The organism is Inquilinus limosus, from assembly GCF_051487185.1.
Classification (GTDB): Bacteria; Pseudomonadota; Alphaproteobacteria; order DSM-16000; family Inquilinaceae; genus Inquilinus; species Inquilinus limosus_F.
The window spans coordinates 1-14,811 of the sequence record NZ_JAHVDK010000031.1 but is presented as its reverse complement, the minus strand read 5'-3'; the positions used below and the strand labels follow the sequence as shown (position 1 = coordinate 14,811).

At 69.2% G+C, this 14,811-nt stretch carries 14 protein-coding genes and 3 tRNA genes; 9 read left to right on the top strand and 8 right to left on the bottom strand.

Annotation, left to right across the window (positions count from 1 at the left end; genetic code table 11):
- Window positions 1-81: 81 nt before the first annotated feature.
- Both KXR53_RS28660 and carA read right to left on the bottom strand, forming a co-directional pair.
- Window positions 82-666 carry a GNAT family N-acetyltransferase gene (locus KXR53_RS28660; RefSeq protein ID WP_437378712.1) on the bottom strand — a complete coding sequence of 195 codons (585 nt, stop codon included), beginning with the start codon at window positions 664-666 and terminating at the stop codon, window positions 82-84.
- Window positions 666-1,826 (bottom strand): glutamine-hydrolyzing carbamoyl-phosphate synthase small subunit, encoded by a 1,161-nt coding sequence (gene carA / locus KXR53_RS28655; RefSeq protein WP_437378711.1) that lies wholly within the window; start codon window positions 1,824-1,826, stop codon window positions 666-668. Before carA ends, KXR53_RS28660 begins: the two co-directional genes overlap by 1 nt.
- 155 nt (window positions 1,827-1,981) lie before the next feature.
- Here carA and KXR53_RS28650 point away from each other — a divergent pair, with 155 nt between their 5' ends.
- The 4 genes from KXR53_RS28650 to KXR53_RS28635 all read left to right on the top strand — a co-directional run bounded on the left by KXR53_RS28650 (window position 1,982) and on the right by KXR53_RS28635 (window position 8,268).
- Window positions 1,982-2,437, top strand: a complete 456-nt coding sequence (locus KXR53_RS28650) for a GatB/YqeY domain-containing protein (RefSeq protein WP_437378710.1) — start codon at window positions 1,982-1,984, stop codon at window positions 2,435-2,437.
- A gap of 85 nt (window positions 2,438-2,522) precedes the next feature.
- Window positions 2,523-4,352, top strand: a complete 1,830-nt coding sequence (gene dnaG / locus KXR53_RS28645) for a DNA primase (protein ID WP_437378709.1) — start codon at window positions 2,523-2,525, stop codon at window positions 4,350-4,352.
- A gap of 149 nt (window positions 4,353-4,501) precedes the next feature.
- Entirely contained in the window at window positions 4,502-6,442 is a 1,941-nt protein-coding gene (rpoD, locus tag KXR53_RS28640; protein ID WP_437378708.1) for an RNA polymerase sigma factor RpoD, read from the top strand.
- Between the two features lie 332 nt (window positions 6,443-6,774).
- Window positions 6,775-8,268, top strand: a complete 1,494-nt coding sequence (locus tag KXR53_RS28635) for a mannitol dehydrogenase family protein (RefSeq protein WP_437378707.1) — start codon at window positions 6,775-6,777, stop codon at window positions 8,266-8,268.
- 10 nt (window positions 8,269-8,278) lie between these two features.
- Here the strand turns inward: KXR53_RS28635 and KXR53_RS28630 are convergent, their stop codons facing one another.
- From KXR53_RS28630 to KXR53_RS28615, 4 genes are read right to left on the bottom strand one after another with little or no spacing between them, the layout of a single operon-like run.
- Window positions 8,279-9,157 (bottom strand): TauD/TfdA dioxygenase family protein, encoded by an 879-nt coding sequence (locus KXR53_RS28630; protein ID WP_437378706.1) that lies wholly within the window; start codon window positions 9,155-9,157, stop codon window positions 8,279-8,281.
- A 24-nt stretch (window positions 9,158-9,181) separates the two neighbouring features.
- Window positions 9,182-10,030: an ABC transporter permease gene (locus KXR53_RS28625; RefSeq protein WP_437378705.1), complete on the bottom strand. Its 849-nt coding sequence runs from the start codon at window positions 10,028-10,030 to the stop codon at window positions 9,182-9,184.
- Window positions 10,023-10,844 carry an ABC transporter ATP-binding protein gene (locus tag KXR53_RS28620; protein WP_437378704.1) on the bottom strand — a complete coding sequence of 274 codons (822 nt, stop codon included), beginning with the start codon at window positions 10,842-10,844 and terminating at the stop codon, window positions 10,023-10,025. Before KXR53_RS28620 ends, KXR53_RS28625 begins: the two co-directional genes overlap by 8 nt.
- 1 nt (window position 10,845) lies before the next feature.
- Entirely contained in the window at window positions 10,846-11,844 is a 999-nt protein-coding gene (locus KXR53_RS28615; protein ID WP_437378703.1) for an ABC transporter substrate-binding protein, read from the bottom strand.
- Between the two features lie 369 nt (window positions 11,845-12,213).
- Between KXR53_RS28615 and KXR53_RS28610 the strand changes: the two genes are divergently transcribed.
- Both KXR53_RS28610 and KXR53_RS28605 read left to right on the top strand, forming a co-directional pair.
- A complete protein-coding gene (locus KXR53_RS28610) occupies window positions 12,214-12,570 on the top strand; it encodes a hypothetical protein (RefSeq protein WP_437378702.1) in 357 nt (118 codons plus the stop codon).
- Window positions 12,571-12,655: 85 nt separating this feature from the next.
- Window positions 12,656-12,731, top strand: a tRNA-Ile gene (locus tag KXR53_RS28605).
- 57 nt (window positions 12,732-12,788) lie between these two features.
- Here KXR53_RS28605 and KXR53_RS28600 read toward each other — a convergent pair.
- Together KXR53_RS28600 and rlmB are read right to left on the bottom strand one after the other, a co-directional pair.
- Window positions 12,789-13,244: an SMI1/KNR4 family protein gene (locus KXR53_RS28600; protein WP_437378701.1), complete on the bottom strand. Its 456-nt coding sequence runs from the start codon at window positions 13,242-13,244 to the stop codon at window positions 12,789-12,791.
- 141 nt (window positions 13,245-13,385) lie between these two features.
- Window positions 13,386-14,273 (bottom strand): 23S rRNA (guanosine(2251)-2'-O)-methyltransferase RlmB, encoded by an 888-nt coding sequence (gene rlmB, locus KXR53_RS28595; RefSeq protein ID WP_437378700.1) that lies wholly within the window; start codon window positions 14,271-14,273, stop codon window positions 13,386-13,388.
- 128 nt (window positions 14,274-14,401) lie between these two features.
- Between rlmB and KXR53_RS28590 the strand changes: the two genes are divergently transcribed.
- The 3 genes from KXR53_RS28590 to KXR53_RS28580 all read left to right on the top strand — a co-directional run.
- A tRNA-Tyr gene (locus tag KXR53_RS28590) sits at window positions 14,402-14,486 on the top strand.
- Window positions 14,487-14,541: 55 nt separating this feature from the next.
- A tRNA-Gly gene (locus KXR53_RS28585) sits at window positions 14,542-14,615 on the top strand.
- A 48-nt stretch (window positions 14,616-14,663) separates the two neighbouring features.
- A partial coding sequence (locus KXR53_RS28580) for a GTP-binding protein (RefSeq protein WP_437362413.1) occupies window positions 14,664-14,811 on the top strand: 148 nt, incomplete at its 3' end.

The following is a 14,811-nucleotide window of genomic DNA, read 5'->3' as shown; positions in this document are numbered from 1 at the left end:
TCCTGGCTGCGGTGCGCGCCGGCCGCGGAGCGGGCCGGCCCTCGCCAAGGCAACGGCGGGCGGGGGAGGCGGGTTCCGGGCCTACCCGGCCGGCGGATCGACCGGATCGGGGTTGATCAGGGCGGTCAGCACATGGTCACGCCAGGCCCCGCCGATGAACAGATAGTCCTTGGCATAGCCTTCGCGGACGAAGCCCAGCCGCTGCAACAGGGCGGCGCTGCGCGCGTTCTCCGGCAGGTGGTTGGCCATCAGCCGGTGCAGGCCCAAGGGGCCGAAGGCATAGGCGATCGCCAGTTCCAGCGCCTCGCACATCAGCCCCTGACCCTGCTGCGCCGCGGCCAGGTGGTAGCCCAGCGTCGCGGCCTGGAACGCGCCACGCGTCAGCATGTTCAGGTTCAGCTGCCCGATAATGCCGGCCTCCGGCCGGTCGGGCAGGCGCAGCACCAGGCGCACGGCGCGGTCCTCGAGGAACAGCTCCACCGCGTCCGCGCCCCAGCGGCGCCAATAGGCCTCGGTCCGCCAGGCCGCACTGCGTGGCGGCATCCAGGGGCCGAGTTGGTCCCATTCCCGGTCGTGGAAGGCGGCCAGCGCCGCGCCGTCGGCCGGTCCGGCCAGGGTCAGGGCGACCCTGGGGCCGAGCAGGCGCGGCGGCTCGCGCTCCGGCATCAGCGCTTTTGCGCGTCGATCAGGTCGACGAAGCGCTGGAACAGGTAGTGGCTGTCCTGCGGCCCCGGGCTGGCCTCGGGATGGTACTGCACCGAGAACACCGGCCGGTCCTTCAGCCGCAGCCCCTCATTCGAGCCGTCGAACAGGCTGACATGGGTCACCTCGACCGTCTCCGGCAGGCTTTCCGGCAGGACCTGGAAACCGTGGTTCTGGCTGGTGATCTCGACCTTGCCGGTGGTCAGGTCCTTGACCGGATGGTTGGCGCCGCGATGGCCGCGCGCCATCTTGCCGGTGCGCCCGCCCAGCGCCAGGGCCAGCATCTGGTGGCCGAGGCAGATGCCGAACATCGGCAGCCCGGTGTCGAGCAGGGCCTTGATCATGGGCACGGCATAGGTGCCGGTCGCCGCCGGGTCGCCCGGGCCGTTGGCCAGGAAGATCCCGTCGGGACTGTGACCCAGCACGTCCTCGGCCGTCGCCGACGCCGGCACCACGGTGACGTCGCAGCCGGTCGAAGCCAGGCAGCGCAGGATGTTGCGCTTGGCGCCGAAATCGATCGCGACGACCTTGCGCTTCGGCGTCTCCAGCGTGCCGTAGCCGGTGCCGTGCGCCCAGCGCGTCTCGCTCCAGCGATAGGTCTGGGTGCAGGACACCTCCTTGGCCAGGTCCATGCCCTCGAGCCCCGGCCAGGCCTGGGCCTCGGCCAGGGCGGCGCCGATGTCGAAGCCGCCGTCGGGCGCGTGGATCACCACCCCGGTCGGGGCGCCGGCGTCGCGGATGCGGCGGGTCAGGGCGCGGGTGTCGACCCCGGCGATGCCGATCAGGCCGAAGGATTGCAGCCAGTCGTCGAAGTCGCGGGTGGCGCGCCAGTTCGACGGCTCGGTGATGTCGTCGCGCAGCACCAGGCCGCGCGCCGCCGTGGTCCCGGTCTCGATGTCCTCCGGATTGGCGCCGACATTGCCGATATGCGGGAAGGTGAAGGTGACGATCTGCCCGGCATAGGACGGATCGGTCATGATCTCCTGGTAGCCGGTCATCGAGGTGTTGAAGCAGACCTCGCCGATGGCGCGGCCGGTGGCCCCGATGCCTCGGCCCCACAACACCGTGCCGTCGGCGAGCACGAGCGCCGCAGTGGCGCCGGGAGGCGGAGCGGTGTGGGTCATGGCAACCTCGGGGGTATGAATTTCCAGGCATAAAGCACGGACAGTGACAAGATTCCAGCCCCTCTTGCCCGCGTCGGCGGAATGGCCGCCCCTTCTCTTGCCTATATCGGCCGAATGGCCGACATTCGCGCCGCTTCTGTCAGGAGGATCCGATCATGCTGCGCGCCCAGTTCACCGACACGCTGAAAGAGGCGATGAAGGCCAAGGACGAGCGCACGCTCTCGACCGTGCGGATGATCATCGCCGCGCTCAAGACCAAGGACATCGACGCCCGCGCCAAGGGCAACACGGACGGCATCCCGGACGAGGAGATCCTGTCCATGCTGCAGGGCATGGTGAAGCAGCGGCGCGAGAGCATCGGCCTCTACCAGCAGGGCGGCCGGCAGGACCTGGTCGACAAGGAGCAGGGCGAGATCGCGGTGATCGAGCGCTTCCTGCCGAAGGCGATGGACGAGGCCGAGACTGCGGCGGCGATCGGCGCGGTGATCAAGGAACTCGGCGCCGCCGGCATGAAGGACATGGGCCGGGTGATGGCCGAGCTGAAGTCGCGCTATGCCGGCCGGATGGACTTCTCCAAGGTCTCGGCCGCGGTGAAGGCGCAGCTGGGCTGAGGGAGGGCCCGTCTATAGAGAACCGCTGACCTGCGGAGCGGGAATCGCGTTAGGCTAGAGCGGTCCCGCCCGCTAGAACCCCTGCATGTCCCTTCCTCCCGGCTTCCTCGACGAGCTGCGCTCCCGCCTCCAGGTCTCCGACGTGGTCGGCAAGCGGGTGCCGCTGCAGCGCAGCACCAAGGGCGAGTACAAGGCCTGCTGCCCGTTCCACAAGGAGAAGACGCCGAGCTTCACGGTCAACGACCAGAAGGGCTTCTTCCACTGCTTCGGCTGCGGCGCCCATGGCGACGTCATCAGCTTCGTCATGCAGCACGACCGCCTGTCCTTCATGGAGACGGTGGAGATGCTGTCGGCCCAGGCGGGGCTGGAGATGCCGAAGACCAAGCCCGAGGACCGCGCTCGGTTCGAGCGGCAGAAGACCCTGTACGACGTGGTCGAGTCGGCCTGCGCCTTCTTCGAGGCCGAGCTGCGCGGTGCCGGCGGCCGGGCGGCCCGCGACTACCTCAGGGGCCGCGGCCTCGACAACGACACGATCTCCCGCTTCCGTCTCGGCTTCGCCCCCAGCGATGGGGGCAGGCTGATCAAGCATCTGCGCGGCCAGGGCTTCCAGGACGCGATGATCGAGGAGGTCGGGCTGGCCCGCCGGCCGGAGGACGGGCGCGACCTCTACTCCTTCTTCCGCAACCGGGTGATCTTCCCTGTGGCCGACCGGCGGGGCCGCACCGTCGCCTTCGGCGGCCGGATCATGGAGGGGGACGGGCCGAAATACCTGAACAGCCCGGACAACCCTCTGTTCCACAAAGGCAAGCTGCTGTATGGCCTGTCACGGGCGCGCCAGGCGGCGTCGCAGGGCCAGACCGTGATCGTGGCGGAAGGCTATATGGACGTGATCGCGCTGGTCCGGGCCGGCTTCGAGGCGGCGGTGGCGCCGCTCGGCACCGCCCTGACCGAGGAGCAGATCGTCGAGCTGTGGAAGATGGCGCCGGTGCCGGTGCTGTGCTTCGACGGCGACGAGGCCGGGCGGCGCGCTGCCTGGCGGGCGATGGACCGGATCCTGCCGCAGCTGCGGCCGGATCATTCCGCCCGGATCGCCTTCCTGCCGCAGGGCGAGGACCCGGACAGCCTGATCCGCGGCTCCGGCGGCGGCGCGGCGATGCAGGCGGTGCTGCAGGGCGCCCTGCCGCTCGTCCGAGTGCTGTACGACCGGCAGACCACGATGCACCGGCTGGACACGCCGGAAGGGCGGGCGGGTTTGCGCGCCGGCGTCGAGGCCCAGGCCCGGCGCATCGCCGATCCTGCGGTGCAGGCCCAGTACCTCGCCGAGCTGCGGGCCCGGTTCGAGGAAGCCTTTCCTGCCCGGCCGCGCCGGCAGGGCGGGGACTGGCGGCCGGGCAAGCCGCCGGCGCCGGCCGGGCCGAAGCCGCAATCGATTCGCGACGAACAGGACGATCGGCTGGCCATCTGCGTCCTCCTGTGCCTTCTCGCCGCCCATCCTGAGCTGGGCGAGGACGTCGGCGAGGCCTTCGCCATGATCGAGATCGCCGATCCGGGCCTCGATTCGCTGCGTCAGTCGCTGCTGGCGCGACTCGGTGATTCGCATGGCCGCGAATCGGACGGACTTGATTCGCAGCCGACTCGGACCTACCTGACTGTTCCCGAAGCCGATGGACTGCCGCCGGCCTTGGTCGACCGCATTCGCAGGAAATGGCCCTTCACCCGGCCGGAAGCGCCGCCCGAGGAGGCGCGTGCCGGCTGGGCCATGGTCATGGGGCATCTCGAACTGCGCGCTCTCAGGCGCGAGCTCGCGGATGCGGCGCGCGATATGGCCAGGCAAGGCACGGCGGCCGCGCTGGAACGCTGGCGCGGGCTGCAGCAGGAGATCGAGCGTCGGCAGGCGGTGCCGGGTGGGTTCTGACCCGCCCGCAGGGATCGAATGGACGCCGCGTCGCGGCAGGAGGCATGACCGGTTCCGAGTCGTGCCCCTTCCTTGCGCGCGGAAGCTTAGGTATGAGAGCCAACTTCGGGTCACTCCCGACGGCGGCGGGTGAAGGGGCACGGGTGCAGATGGCAACCAAGACAGTGACGGCGGCGGACTCGGCCGAGACGCGCGAGGACAGCGCGGATGGCGCGATGATGGACGTGACCGTCCAGGCGGTGAAGAAGCTGATCGCCAAGGGCAAGGAGCGCGGCTACGTCACGATCGACGAGCTGAACGCCGCCCTGCCGCCGGATCTGACCTCCTCTGAGCAGATCGAGGACGTGACCTCGAACCTGTCGGAGATGGGCATCAACGTCGTCGAGAACGAGGAAACGGACGACGCCGCGGCCGCGGCCGACAGCGACGGCGAGGGCCGCGCGGCCGGCAACCTGGACGACGACGATGTCGGCCGCACCGACGACCCGGTGCGCATGTATCTGCGCGAGATGGGCTCGGTCGAGCTGCTGTCGCGCGAGGGCGAGATCGCCATCGCCAAGCGCATCGAGGCCGGCCGGGAGATGATGATCGGCGGCATCTGCGAGAGCCCGCTGACCATCCGCGCGATGATCGAGTGGCATTCCGCCCTGAAGGACGGGAAGATGCTGCTGCGCGACATCATTGACCTCGACGCCACCTACGGCGCCAGCCCGGAGGGCGAGGCGCTGGCGATGAGCGAGGGTGAGAGCGAGGCCGAGGACGAGGCCGAGTCGGAGGGCGAAGGCGAGGCCGCGGCCGGCGGCGCGGGCGAGGATGACGACGGCGGCATCTCCCTCTCCGCCATGGAGGAGGCGCTGAAGCCGAAGGTGCTCGAGACCTTCGAGGCGATCGAGCAGACCTACCAGAAGATGCACAAGCTGCAGGAGCAGCGCCTGACCCATATCCAGAAGGGCGAGGCGATCTCCAAGCAGGCCGATGCGAAATACGACAAGCTGAAGGAGGACATGGTCCGCCTGATGGAAGGCGTGCACCTCAACAATGTCCGCATCGAACAGCTCGTCGAGCAGCTCTATGCCCAGAACCGCAAGCTGATGGGCCTGGAGGGCCAGCTTCTGCGCCTGGTCGCCGACGCCGGGGTCAGCCGCGAGGCCTTCCTCGAGAACTATTTCGGCCACGAGCTCGACCCGAACTGGATCGAGCGGGTGCGCGGTCTCGACAGGAAGTGGGCCAAGTTCGCCGAGAAGAACGGCACCGCAGCCCAGAGGGTGCGCACCCAGATCAGCCAGATCTCGGACGAGGTCGGCCTGCCGATCTCGGAGTACCGCCGCATCGTCTCGACCGTGCAGAAGGGCGAGAAGGAGGCGAGCCGGGCCAAGAAGGAGATGGTCGAGGCCAATCTCCGCCTGGTGATCTCGATCGCCAAGAAGTACACCAACCGCGGGCTGCAGTTCCTGGACCTGATCCAGGAGGGCAACATCGGGCTGATGAAGGCGGTCGACAAGTTCGAGTACCGCCGCGGCTACAAGTTCTCGACCTACGCCACCTGGTGGATCCGGCAGGCGATCACCCGCTCGATCGCCGACCAGGCGCGGACCATCCGCATCCCGGTGCACATGATCGAGACGATCAACAAGCTGGTCCGCACCAGCCGGCAGATGCTGCACGAGATCGGCCGCGAGCCGACCCCGGAGGAGCTGGCCGAGCGCCTGCTGATGCCGCTGGAGAAGGTGCGCAAGGTCCTGAAGATCGCCAAGGAGCCGATCAGCCTCGAGACGCCGATCGGCGACGAGGAGGACAGCCATCTCGGCGACTTCATCGAGGACAAGAACGCGGTCCAGCCGCTCGACGCCGCGATCCAGGCCAATCTGCGCGAGACCACCACGCGAGTCCTGGCCTCGCTGACGCCGCGCGAGGAGCGGGTGCTGCGCATGCGCTTCGGCATCGGCATGAACACCGACCACACGCTGGAGGAGGTCGGCCAGCAGTTCTCGGTGACGCGCGAGCGCATCCGCCAGATCGAGGCGAAGGCGCTGCGCAAGCTGAAGCACCCGAGCCGCAGCCGGAAGCTGCGCAGCTTCCTCGACACCTGAGCGGACCGGTAGTTTGGTCCCGGAACGGGCGGCCCTTTGGGCCGCCCGTTTTGCTTTTGGTGCCGCCTGGTCATGACTTCATCGTCATTGCGAGGGTAGCGAAGCGGTCCAGCGGCACCAGCTTGGATTGCTTCGCAGGCTTCGCCCTCACAATGACGATTTTCATAGGCTCCCTGCGGTTGCCGCGCTCCAAACTGCCATACTAGGATGGCGCCCGGATTCAGGAGGTTGTCACCAGCGTCGATCGGCGCTACCGCAGGACATTCCAGAAAGGGAGAGGCGCCGTCGATGCTCTGTGATCATCCGCTTTCGGGCCGTCGGGGACGCGGCTCATGACCATGGCCTCTTCGCGCCGGCTCTCGACAGCGGCCTTGGCAGGCCTACCCGCCTCGGTCGTGCAGCCGCGCTACGATCGCGCCGCCGTGGCCACCGGCATCGTCCATCTCGGCATCGGCGCCTTCCACCGGGCCCATCAGGCGGTCTGCACCGATGATGTGCTGGCGGGCGACCTGCGCTGGGGCATCCTCGGCGCCAGCCTGCGCAGCCCGGACACGCGCGACGCGCTGGTGCCGCAGGACGGGCTCTACACCCTGTCGGTGCGCGACAGCGATGGCGAGGCGCTGCGTGTCATCGGCTCCGTCCGTGACGTGCTGGTGGGGCCGGAGAACCCGGCGGCGCTGCTCGAGGCGCTGTGCCGGCCCTCGGTCGCGATCGTCAGCCTGACCGTGACCGAGAAGGGCTACTGCCACGACCCGGCCACCGGCCGGCTGGACGAGAGCCATCCCGACATCGTCCACGACCTCGCCCATCCCGAGGCGCCGCGCTCCGCCATCGGCATCCTGGCCCGGGCGATCGCCCGCCGCCGGGCGGAGGGGCTGAAGCCCTTCACCCCGCTGTGCTGCGACAACCTGCCGGCCAATGGCCGCACCCTGCACCGCATCCTGTCGCGCTTCGCCGCGCTGGTCTCGCCCGACCTCGGCGCCTATGTCGAGGGCGAGATCGCCTGCCCCGAGACCATGGTCGACCGCATCGTGCCGGCCACGACCGACGAGGACCGGGCGCGGATCGCGGCGGCGCTCGGGGTCCAGGATGCCTGGCCGATCGTCACCGAGCCCTTCCTGCAATGGGTGATCGAGGATCGCTTCCTGTCCGGCCGCCCGGCCTGGGAGGCGGCGGGGGCGACGCTGGTCTCGGAGGTCGCACCCTATGAGACGATGAAGCTGCGGCTGCTCAACGGCAGCCACTCCTCGCTCGCCTATCTCGGCTATCTCTCCGGCTGCGAGACGGTGGCGGTGGCGATGGCGGAGCCGGGCATCGCCGCCTTCGTCGCGGCGCTGATGGCCGATTCCACCCCGACCCTGACCCTGCCGCCCGGCGCCGATGTCGAGGGCTACAAGCGCTCGCTGATCGACCGTTTCCGCAACACGGCGCTGAAGCACCGCACCTGGCAGATCGCCATGGATGGGTCGCAGAAGCTGCCGCAGCGCCTGCTTGGCACCATCCGCGACCGGCTGGCCCGCGGCCTGCCGGTCGACCGTCACGCGCTCGGCGTCGCCGCCTGGATGCGCTATGTCGCCGGCACGGACGAGGCCGGGAAGCCGATCGACGTCCGCGATCCGCTGGCCGCCGACTTCGCCGCGATCGCACGCGAGGCCGGGCCGGTCGCCGACCGGCTGGCGCCGGCACTGCTCGGCGTCCGCGCCGTGTTCGGCGACGACCTGCCCGCCAACCCGCAGTTCCGCGCTGCGGTAACGCGCGCCCTCGACGCCCTGTACCGCCAGGGCGCCAAGGTCACGGCCGCGGCATACGCCCGGTTGGAGGGCTGACGCATAGACCTTACGCCGCCGCCCGGTCGCGCGGACCGATCGGGCGGTCGCCCTTTACCGTGGTGCGGTAGAGGGTGCGGGCCAGATGCGGCGGGCAGCCTGTGGCGAGATGAATTGTCGCCCGGTTGTCCCAGAACACCAGGTCGTGCGGCTGCCAGCGGTGCCGGTATTGGAAGCGCGGCTGGATCATGTGCTCGAACAGCCGGCGCAACAGCGCGTCGCTCTTCGGCCGTTCCAGCTCGACGATATGGGTGGTGAATCCCTCGTTCACGAACAGCGCCTTACGGCCGGTCGCCGGGTGGATCCGCACCACCGGATGCGTCACCGGCGGCACGGTCCTGGCCTGCTCCGCGGTCAAACCGGGCCGCAGCGAGCTCTTGGCCTGCTGCGCCACGTTGCGGGCGCTGTAGTCGTGCACCGCGGTCAGGGTCTCGATCTGCACCTTGGTCTCGCCGTCCAGCGCGTCGTAGGCGGCGGCCATGCTGACGAACAGCGTGTCGCCCTCGACCGGCGGCAGGGTCTGGGCATGCAGCAGGGATCCCAGGCTCGGCTCCGCCTTGTAGGACAGGTCGGAATGCCAATAGCGCCCGGCATCGGCGAGGCCGATCGGCTTGCCGTCCCGCATCTCGTTCGAGACGATCAGGATCTCCGGGTGGCCGGCCAGGTGGAAATGGTGCTGCACATGGATCTCCAGCTCGCCGAAGCGGCGGCTGAAGTCGATGTGCTGCTGCGGCGTGATCCGCTGGTCGCGGAACACCACCAGGGAATGCACCTCGAACAGTGTCTTGACCCGGGCGAAGGTGGCCTCGTCCGGCGCGGTGGCGAGGTCGAGCCCGGTGATCTCGACACCGAGCAGGTCGGACAGGGGACGAGTGGTGAAAGCGGACATGGCGGCGTTTCCGTTCTGTCTGTCTCAGGCGTGCTGCGTGCCCCAGCGCTCGACGGTGAGCCGGGACAGGGTTCGGAACAAGAGGCTTTCGACCAAGAGGCCGATCAGGATGATGGCGAGCAGGCCGGCGAAGACATTCGCCGTCTCCAGCTGGTTGCGGTTGACGTAGATGAACCAGCCGAGCCCGCCGGAGCGGGAGGAGACGCCGAACACCAGCTCGGCCGCGATCAGGGTGCGCCAGGCGAAGGCCCAGCCGATCTTGAGCCCGGCCAGGATCGCCGGGAAGGCGGCCGGCACCAGGATGCGGGCGACATAGGCGAGGCCGCCGAGGCCGAGATTCTGCCCGACCATCGCCAGCGGCCGCGGCACGGCGCGGAAGCCGGAATGGGCGGCCAGCGCCAGCGGCCACAGCACCGAATGGACGATGACGAAGAGGAGGCTGGGCGTGCCCAGGCCGAACCATAGGAGCGCGATCGGCAGCAGCGCGATCGCCGGCAGCGGGTTGAACATCGCGGTCAGGGTCGACAGGAGTTCCGCACCCAGGCGGCTGGCCGTGGCCAGCCCGGCGAGAAGCGCCGCCGCGGCCACGCCGATGGCGTAGCCCGCCACCAGCACCTGCAGCGAGGCCAGGGTGCGCAGCGGCAGCTCGCCGCTGGCCAGGCCCTCACCGAAGGCGGACAGGGTGGTCAGGAAGCCCGGCAGCAGCAGCGGGCTGCCGATCAGGCGCGCCGCCGCCTCCCACACCGCTGCCAGCGCGGCCAGGATCAGCAGCCGGCGCCAGGAGCCGGTACCGATCCATCGCTGCGCGGGCGCCTCGGTCTTGGCCGGGCGCAGCGGCGACCCGGCCTGCAGCGGGCCCTGATAGTCAACCATCGCTGTCCTCCGTCGCCCCGATCTGGTCGGCGATCAGCCCGCCGATCCGGGCCTCCAGCGCGGCGAAGGCCGGGTCGCCCCGGTCCGGGCCGCGGCCGCCCGGCAGGTCGAGCACGGCGCGGATACGGCCGGGATGCGCGGTCAGCACCACGATCCGGCTGCCGATCACGATCGCCTCGTCGATCGCATGGGTGACGAAGAGGGTGGTGACCCCGGTCGCCTCGCACAGCGCCAGCAGCTCCTCCTGCATCCGGCGCCGGGTCATGGCGTCGAGCGCGGCGAAGGGCTCGTCCATCAGCAGCACCTCGGGCCGCAGCGCCAGGGCGCGGGCGATGGCGACGCGCTGCTTCATGCCGCCCGACAGGGTGTTCGGATACTGGTCGGCGACGCGGGCCAGGCCGACGCGCCGCAGCATGTCGTCGGCCGCCGCCTCGGCCTCGGCCCGCCGCGTGCGCCTGGCCCAGGAGAGGGCTGCGACGAGGTTGCGCCGCACCGTCAGCCAGGGCAGCAGCTGCTCGAAATCCTGCAGCACCATCATCCGGTCCGGTCCGGGCCGCGACACCGGCCGCCCGTCCAGCAACACCCGGCCGGCGGCGGGCGGCAGGAACCCGGCGATGCTCTTCAGCAGGCTCGACTTGCCGCAGCCGGACGGGCCCAGCAGCACCAGCCGCTCGCCCCGGCGGATGTCCAGCGTCACGTCCTCGACCGCCGTCACCCTGCGGCCGTCGGCGACATAGGACAGGGTGACGCCCTCCAGCCGCAGCGTCGGCGCCTTGGCCGTCTCGGGAGCGAGGGTGAGGGCTGGGGCCGCCATCTCAGCTGCCCTGCCGGTCGTGCAGCGGCGGGAAGAACAGGTCGCGCCAATCCGCCGTGGTGGTCGCGATCTGACCGATGCGGTGCTGGAAATCGACGAATTTCAGGATGTTTTCGGGCGCCACGGTGTAGCGCGTGTCGGGCGCGGTGATCAGCGCCTCGACGAAGGCTTCAGGCAGCTTCGAGGAGTCGGCCGCTATGTACAGCTTCGCCGCCTCGGCGGGGTGGTCCTTGATGAACCGGTCGGCCCGGTCCAGCGCGGTGACGATCGCCGCCACGGTCTTCGGGTTCTCGGCATAGAAGGCGCCGGTCGCGTAGATCACGTTGAAGGTGTGCGGGCCGCCCAGCACGTCGAAGCTGCTCAGCACCTTGTGGATCTTCGGGTCCTGCAGCTGCTGGTTCTGGAACGGCGGGGCGCCGAAATTGGCGGTGACCTCGGACCCGCCGGATAAGAGGGCCGCGGTCGCATCCGGATGCGACATGCTGACGGTCAGGTCGTCCAGCTTCGTTGCCTGGTCCGCGCCGAAGGCCTGGGCGGCCGCCATCTGCAGCACCACCGCCTGGAACCCGACCTTCACCGCCGGCAGGGCGATCCGATCCCTGTCGGTGAGGTCCGCCAGCGTCTTCACCTGCGGGTTGGTGGTGGTCAGGTAGATCGGCATCGACCCCAGCGAGGCGATGCCCTTGACGTCGATCGAGCCGCGGGTCTTGGCCCATAGCGTGATGGCTGGCGGTGCCCCGGCCGCGGCTACGTCCAGGCTGCCGGACAGCAGCGCCTCGTTCATCGCCGCGCCGCCGCTGACCTGGATCCACTCGATCGTCGGCGGCGTCAGCCCGGCCTCGGTCGCCGCGGCCTCGATCAGCTTCTGCTGCTTGGCCACGATCAGCGGCAGGTAGGAGATGCCGAATTGCTGCGCGATCCGCAGCGTCGTGGTCTCGGCCTGGGCCGGGACGGCGAGCAGCGTAGCGGCGGCGATGAGGGGTCCGAGAAGGCGGCGCATGCGGTGGTCTCCGGTTGGCGTCTATTGAACAAGGATTCTGAGCGGAGACGGAAATATCAATCCAATTAGCATGTGTTATTTATTGATTATCGATATTGCTGCGTAATTTGTCCGGCTGGCCGATCCGGCCTGGGTCCGTCCGCTCGGTGCCTGGGTGCGCCTCGTCGGTCCCGAAACGATCTCCGTGACTCCGTGTAGCGGCCGTAGATCAGCCAATAGAATCGCCGAACAGGCCCACCGATGACGCGGCGGCTTCTTCACACGCGTGGCAGTTTCCGAAGTCCACGTCCAAATATCTCTTGAGGCGAAACGGGGCGAGGCGCATCTTTAATTTATGCGGTGCCGATGATTCGGCGAATCGGTTGCTTCATGCGCCGCACCGCCCGACGGCGCTCCATGGATCGGAAGGGGGATCCTATGGACATCGTGACACTGATCATCCGGCTCGTGGCAGGTGCGGTCGGCGGCAACGTGGCCGGCGCCGCGCTCAAGCAGTACAGCCTCGGGACGGTCGGCAACTCCATCGCCGGCATCATCGGCGGCGGCATCGGCGGCCAGATCCTGACCGCGATCGTGCCCGCCCTCTCCGCGGCGGCCGCCAGCGGCAGCCTCGACATCGGCTCGATCATCGGCCAGATCGTCGGCGGCGGCGTCGGCGGCGGCATCCTGATGGTCATCGTCGGCATCATCAGGCAGATGATGGGCGGCGGTCAGAAGGCGCAGTAACCGGATCGCGGCGCCCGGCCGGTCCGCGCCGGGCGCCGCAACCGTCTTCCCCGCACAGGCGCCGCTTGCTAGAAGAGGCGCCGACGGGCCTGTAGTTCAGTGGTTAGAACCCGCCGCTCATAACGGTGTTGTCGCTGGTTCGAATCCAGCCGGGCCCACCACGCCTCGCCCTTGCGGGCTTCGCGTGGCGCAGCCACGCTTGGGGGCGTGCATAGGACTCAAGTGATCGGGTTTCGGGCGGCCAGAAGTCGGGTGATGTGCCCGTCTTCGCCGTACATCAACGTCCATAACTTCACGCCTGACGCCCACGCCCTGATCCACTCTCGGAAACTCGGGGATTCCTCGAAAAAAGCGTCGGCCCAATCATCGTCGCGATGTTCATTGGGATCGAAAATCCGCATGCGGAAGTCCGGATCCGCACAGTCGACACACGACAGGATGGCGCATCCCCAATTGCAGATCGGCAGGAGCCCTTCCGGCCATTTCCAGTGGGGATCTTCGGGATCGCCGTCACGGAGTTGCTTGTAAATGGCAGGCCCGGTCTTGCCGGTGTCGTCCGGTACGCCGTTCGTCAGGCCGATCAACCCGTAGCCAGGCCCGAAGCCTCCGTTCCCGATCTCCGTGTATATGCGCTTCAGCAGCGGCGGAAGCGAAGCCAAGCTGTCTTTCGTCACCGGCGACGTCGGTCGGATCGGCCGGTTGCAATCGGGCCGCCGCGTAGCCACCAAGATCCGTGATCTTCACCGAGATCCGGCGCCGGATCTCGGCCAGGATGAGTTCGTCCATCGGTCCGCCCCATTTTTGCTCCGCCCGTTTCACCTCCCCCGCGCCGCCTCGTAGAGCGCGATCGCGGCGGCGTTGGAGACGTTCAGGCTGGCGATCGGACCCTGGGTCGGCAGCCGGGCCAGCACGTCGCAGGTCTCGCGCGTCAGGTGACGCAAGCCTTCGCCCTCGGCCCCCAGCACCAGCGCCACCTTGTCGTCCTGCATCGCCTCGGCCAGAGTAGCGTCGCCCTGCTCGGCCAGGCCGATCCGGCGGAAGCCCCATTGCCCGAGCGATTCGAGGGCGCGGGCCAGGTTCTTCACCCGAACCAGCGGCACATGCTCGACCGCGCCCGACGCCGTCTTGGCCATCACCCCGGTGACCTCCGGCGCGTGCCGGTCGGTGACCACCACCGCCAGCGCCCCGAAGGCGGCGGCGGAGCGCAGGATGGCGCCGATGTTGTGCGGGTCGGTCACCTGGTCCAGCACCACCACGATGCTGCGCCCGGCCGCGCCGGGCTCGCGCAGCGAGGCCTGGCGGCCGATGTCGTCGATGTCCGGGGCCTCCAGCGGCTTGACCTCGAGCGCGATGCCCTGATGCACCGCCCCCTTCAGGAACCGGTCCATCAGCTCGCGTGGCACGATCTCCGGCTCGGGGCGGGAGAGGCCGGCCTGGGCGGCCTCGGCCAGCGCCTCGGACAGATTCGCGAGGCCGGCCTCCGTGCACTGCACCCGGGTAATCACGCGCTCCGGATTCAGCACCGCGGCCACCGCGGCGTGCACGCCGTAGAGGTAGCGGTCGGGCTCGCGCGCCGGCGGCCGTCCGGCCGGCGGGCGGCCGCCGCCGGGCGGGCGCGGGCCGCGGGAATCGGGGCTGCGCGGGCCGGGGCGGCCGGCGGCGTGGGGGGCGCGGGGCGGGCGGTTCTGGGGCGTGCGGGTCATCGCCGACCTCTGCTCTGTTGACCGGGCGAGGTCAAGATGACGATTTTCGCAACGCGCATGCTTGACTTCCGCGCCGGGATGTCGATATTCCGCCCCGCCATTCGCCGAGCCGTGCGGCGAAGCCCTGTGGAGGGGTGGCCGAGTGGTTAAAGGCAGCAGACTGTAAATCTGCCCGCATAGCGTACGCTGGTTCGAATCCAGCCCCCTCCACCAAAGCCCGCCTGGCTTCGTGGTCACGGTCAAGGACATGGCGCGTCCCGGGCCACGGGCGGGTGTAGCTCAATGGTAGAGCAGCAGCCTTCCAAGCTGAATACGAGGGTTCGATTCCCTTCACCCGCTCCATCCGGGATCCTCTGGTCCCAACCGCGAACGGATTAAGGTTTCCAAGGAATGGCGAAGGCGAAGTTTGAGCGGACGAAGCCGCACTGCAACATTGGCACGATTGGTCACGTGGACCATGGCAAGACGTCGCTGACGGCGGCGATCACGAAGGTGCTGGCGGAGAAGGGCGGGGCGACGTTCACGGCGTACGACCAGA

What these genes read in the sequence shown, in the direction of transcription:
- rpoD (WP_437378708.1), top strand. Translation starts at nt 4,502, where the DNA reads ATGGCAACCAAGACAGTGACGGCGGCGGACTCGGCCGAGACGCGCGAG.
- KXR53_RS28635 (WP_437378707.1), top strand. Translation starts at nt 6,775, where the DNA reads ATGACCATGGCCTCTTCGCGCCGGCTCTCGACAGCGGCCTTGGCAGGC.
- KXR53_RS28610 (WP_437378702.1), top strand. Translation starts at nt 12,214, where the DNA reads ATGCGCCGCACCGCCCGACGGCGCTCCATGGATCGGAAGGGGGATCCT.
- KXR53_RS28660 (WP_437378712.1), bottom strand. Translation starts at nt 666, where the DNA reads ATGCCGGAGCGCGAGCCGCCGCGCCTGCTCGGCCCCAGGGTCGCCCTG.
- KXR53_RS28625 (WP_437378705.1), bottom strand. Translation starts at nt 10,030, where the DNA reads ATGGTTGACTATCAGGGCCCGCTGCAGGCCGGGTCGCCGCTGCGCCCG.
- KXR53_RS28615 (WP_437378703.1), bottom strand. Translation starts at nt 11,844, where the DNA reads ATGCGCCGCCTTCTCGGACCCCTCATCGCCGCCGCTACGCTGCTCGCC.
- dnaG (WP_437378709.1), top strand. Translation starts at nt 2,523, where the DNA reads ATGTCCCTTCCTCCCGGCTTCCTCGACGAGCTGCGCTCCCGCCTCCAG.
- KXR53_RS28650 (WP_437378710.1), top strand. Translation starts at nt 1,982, where the DNA reads ATGCTGCGCGCCCAGTTCACCGACACGCTGAAAGAGGCGATGAAGGCC.
- carA (WP_437378711.1), bottom strand. Translation starts at nt 1,826, where the DNA reads ATGACCCACACCGCTCCGCCTCCCGGCGCCACTGCGGCGCTCGTGCTC.
- rlmB (WP_437378700.1), bottom strand. Translation starts at nt 14,273, where the DNA reads ATGACCCGCACGCCCCAGAACCGCCCGCCCCGCGCCCCCCACGCCGCC.
- KXR53_RS28620 (WP_437378704.1), bottom strand. Translation starts at nt 10,844, where the DNA reads ATGGCGGCCCCAGCCCTCACCCTCGCTCCCGAGACGGCCAAGGCGCCG.
- KXR53_RS28630 (WP_437378706.1), bottom strand. Translation starts at nt 9,157, where the DNA reads ATGTCCGCTTTCACCACTCGTCCCCTGTCCGACCTGCTCGGTGTCGAG.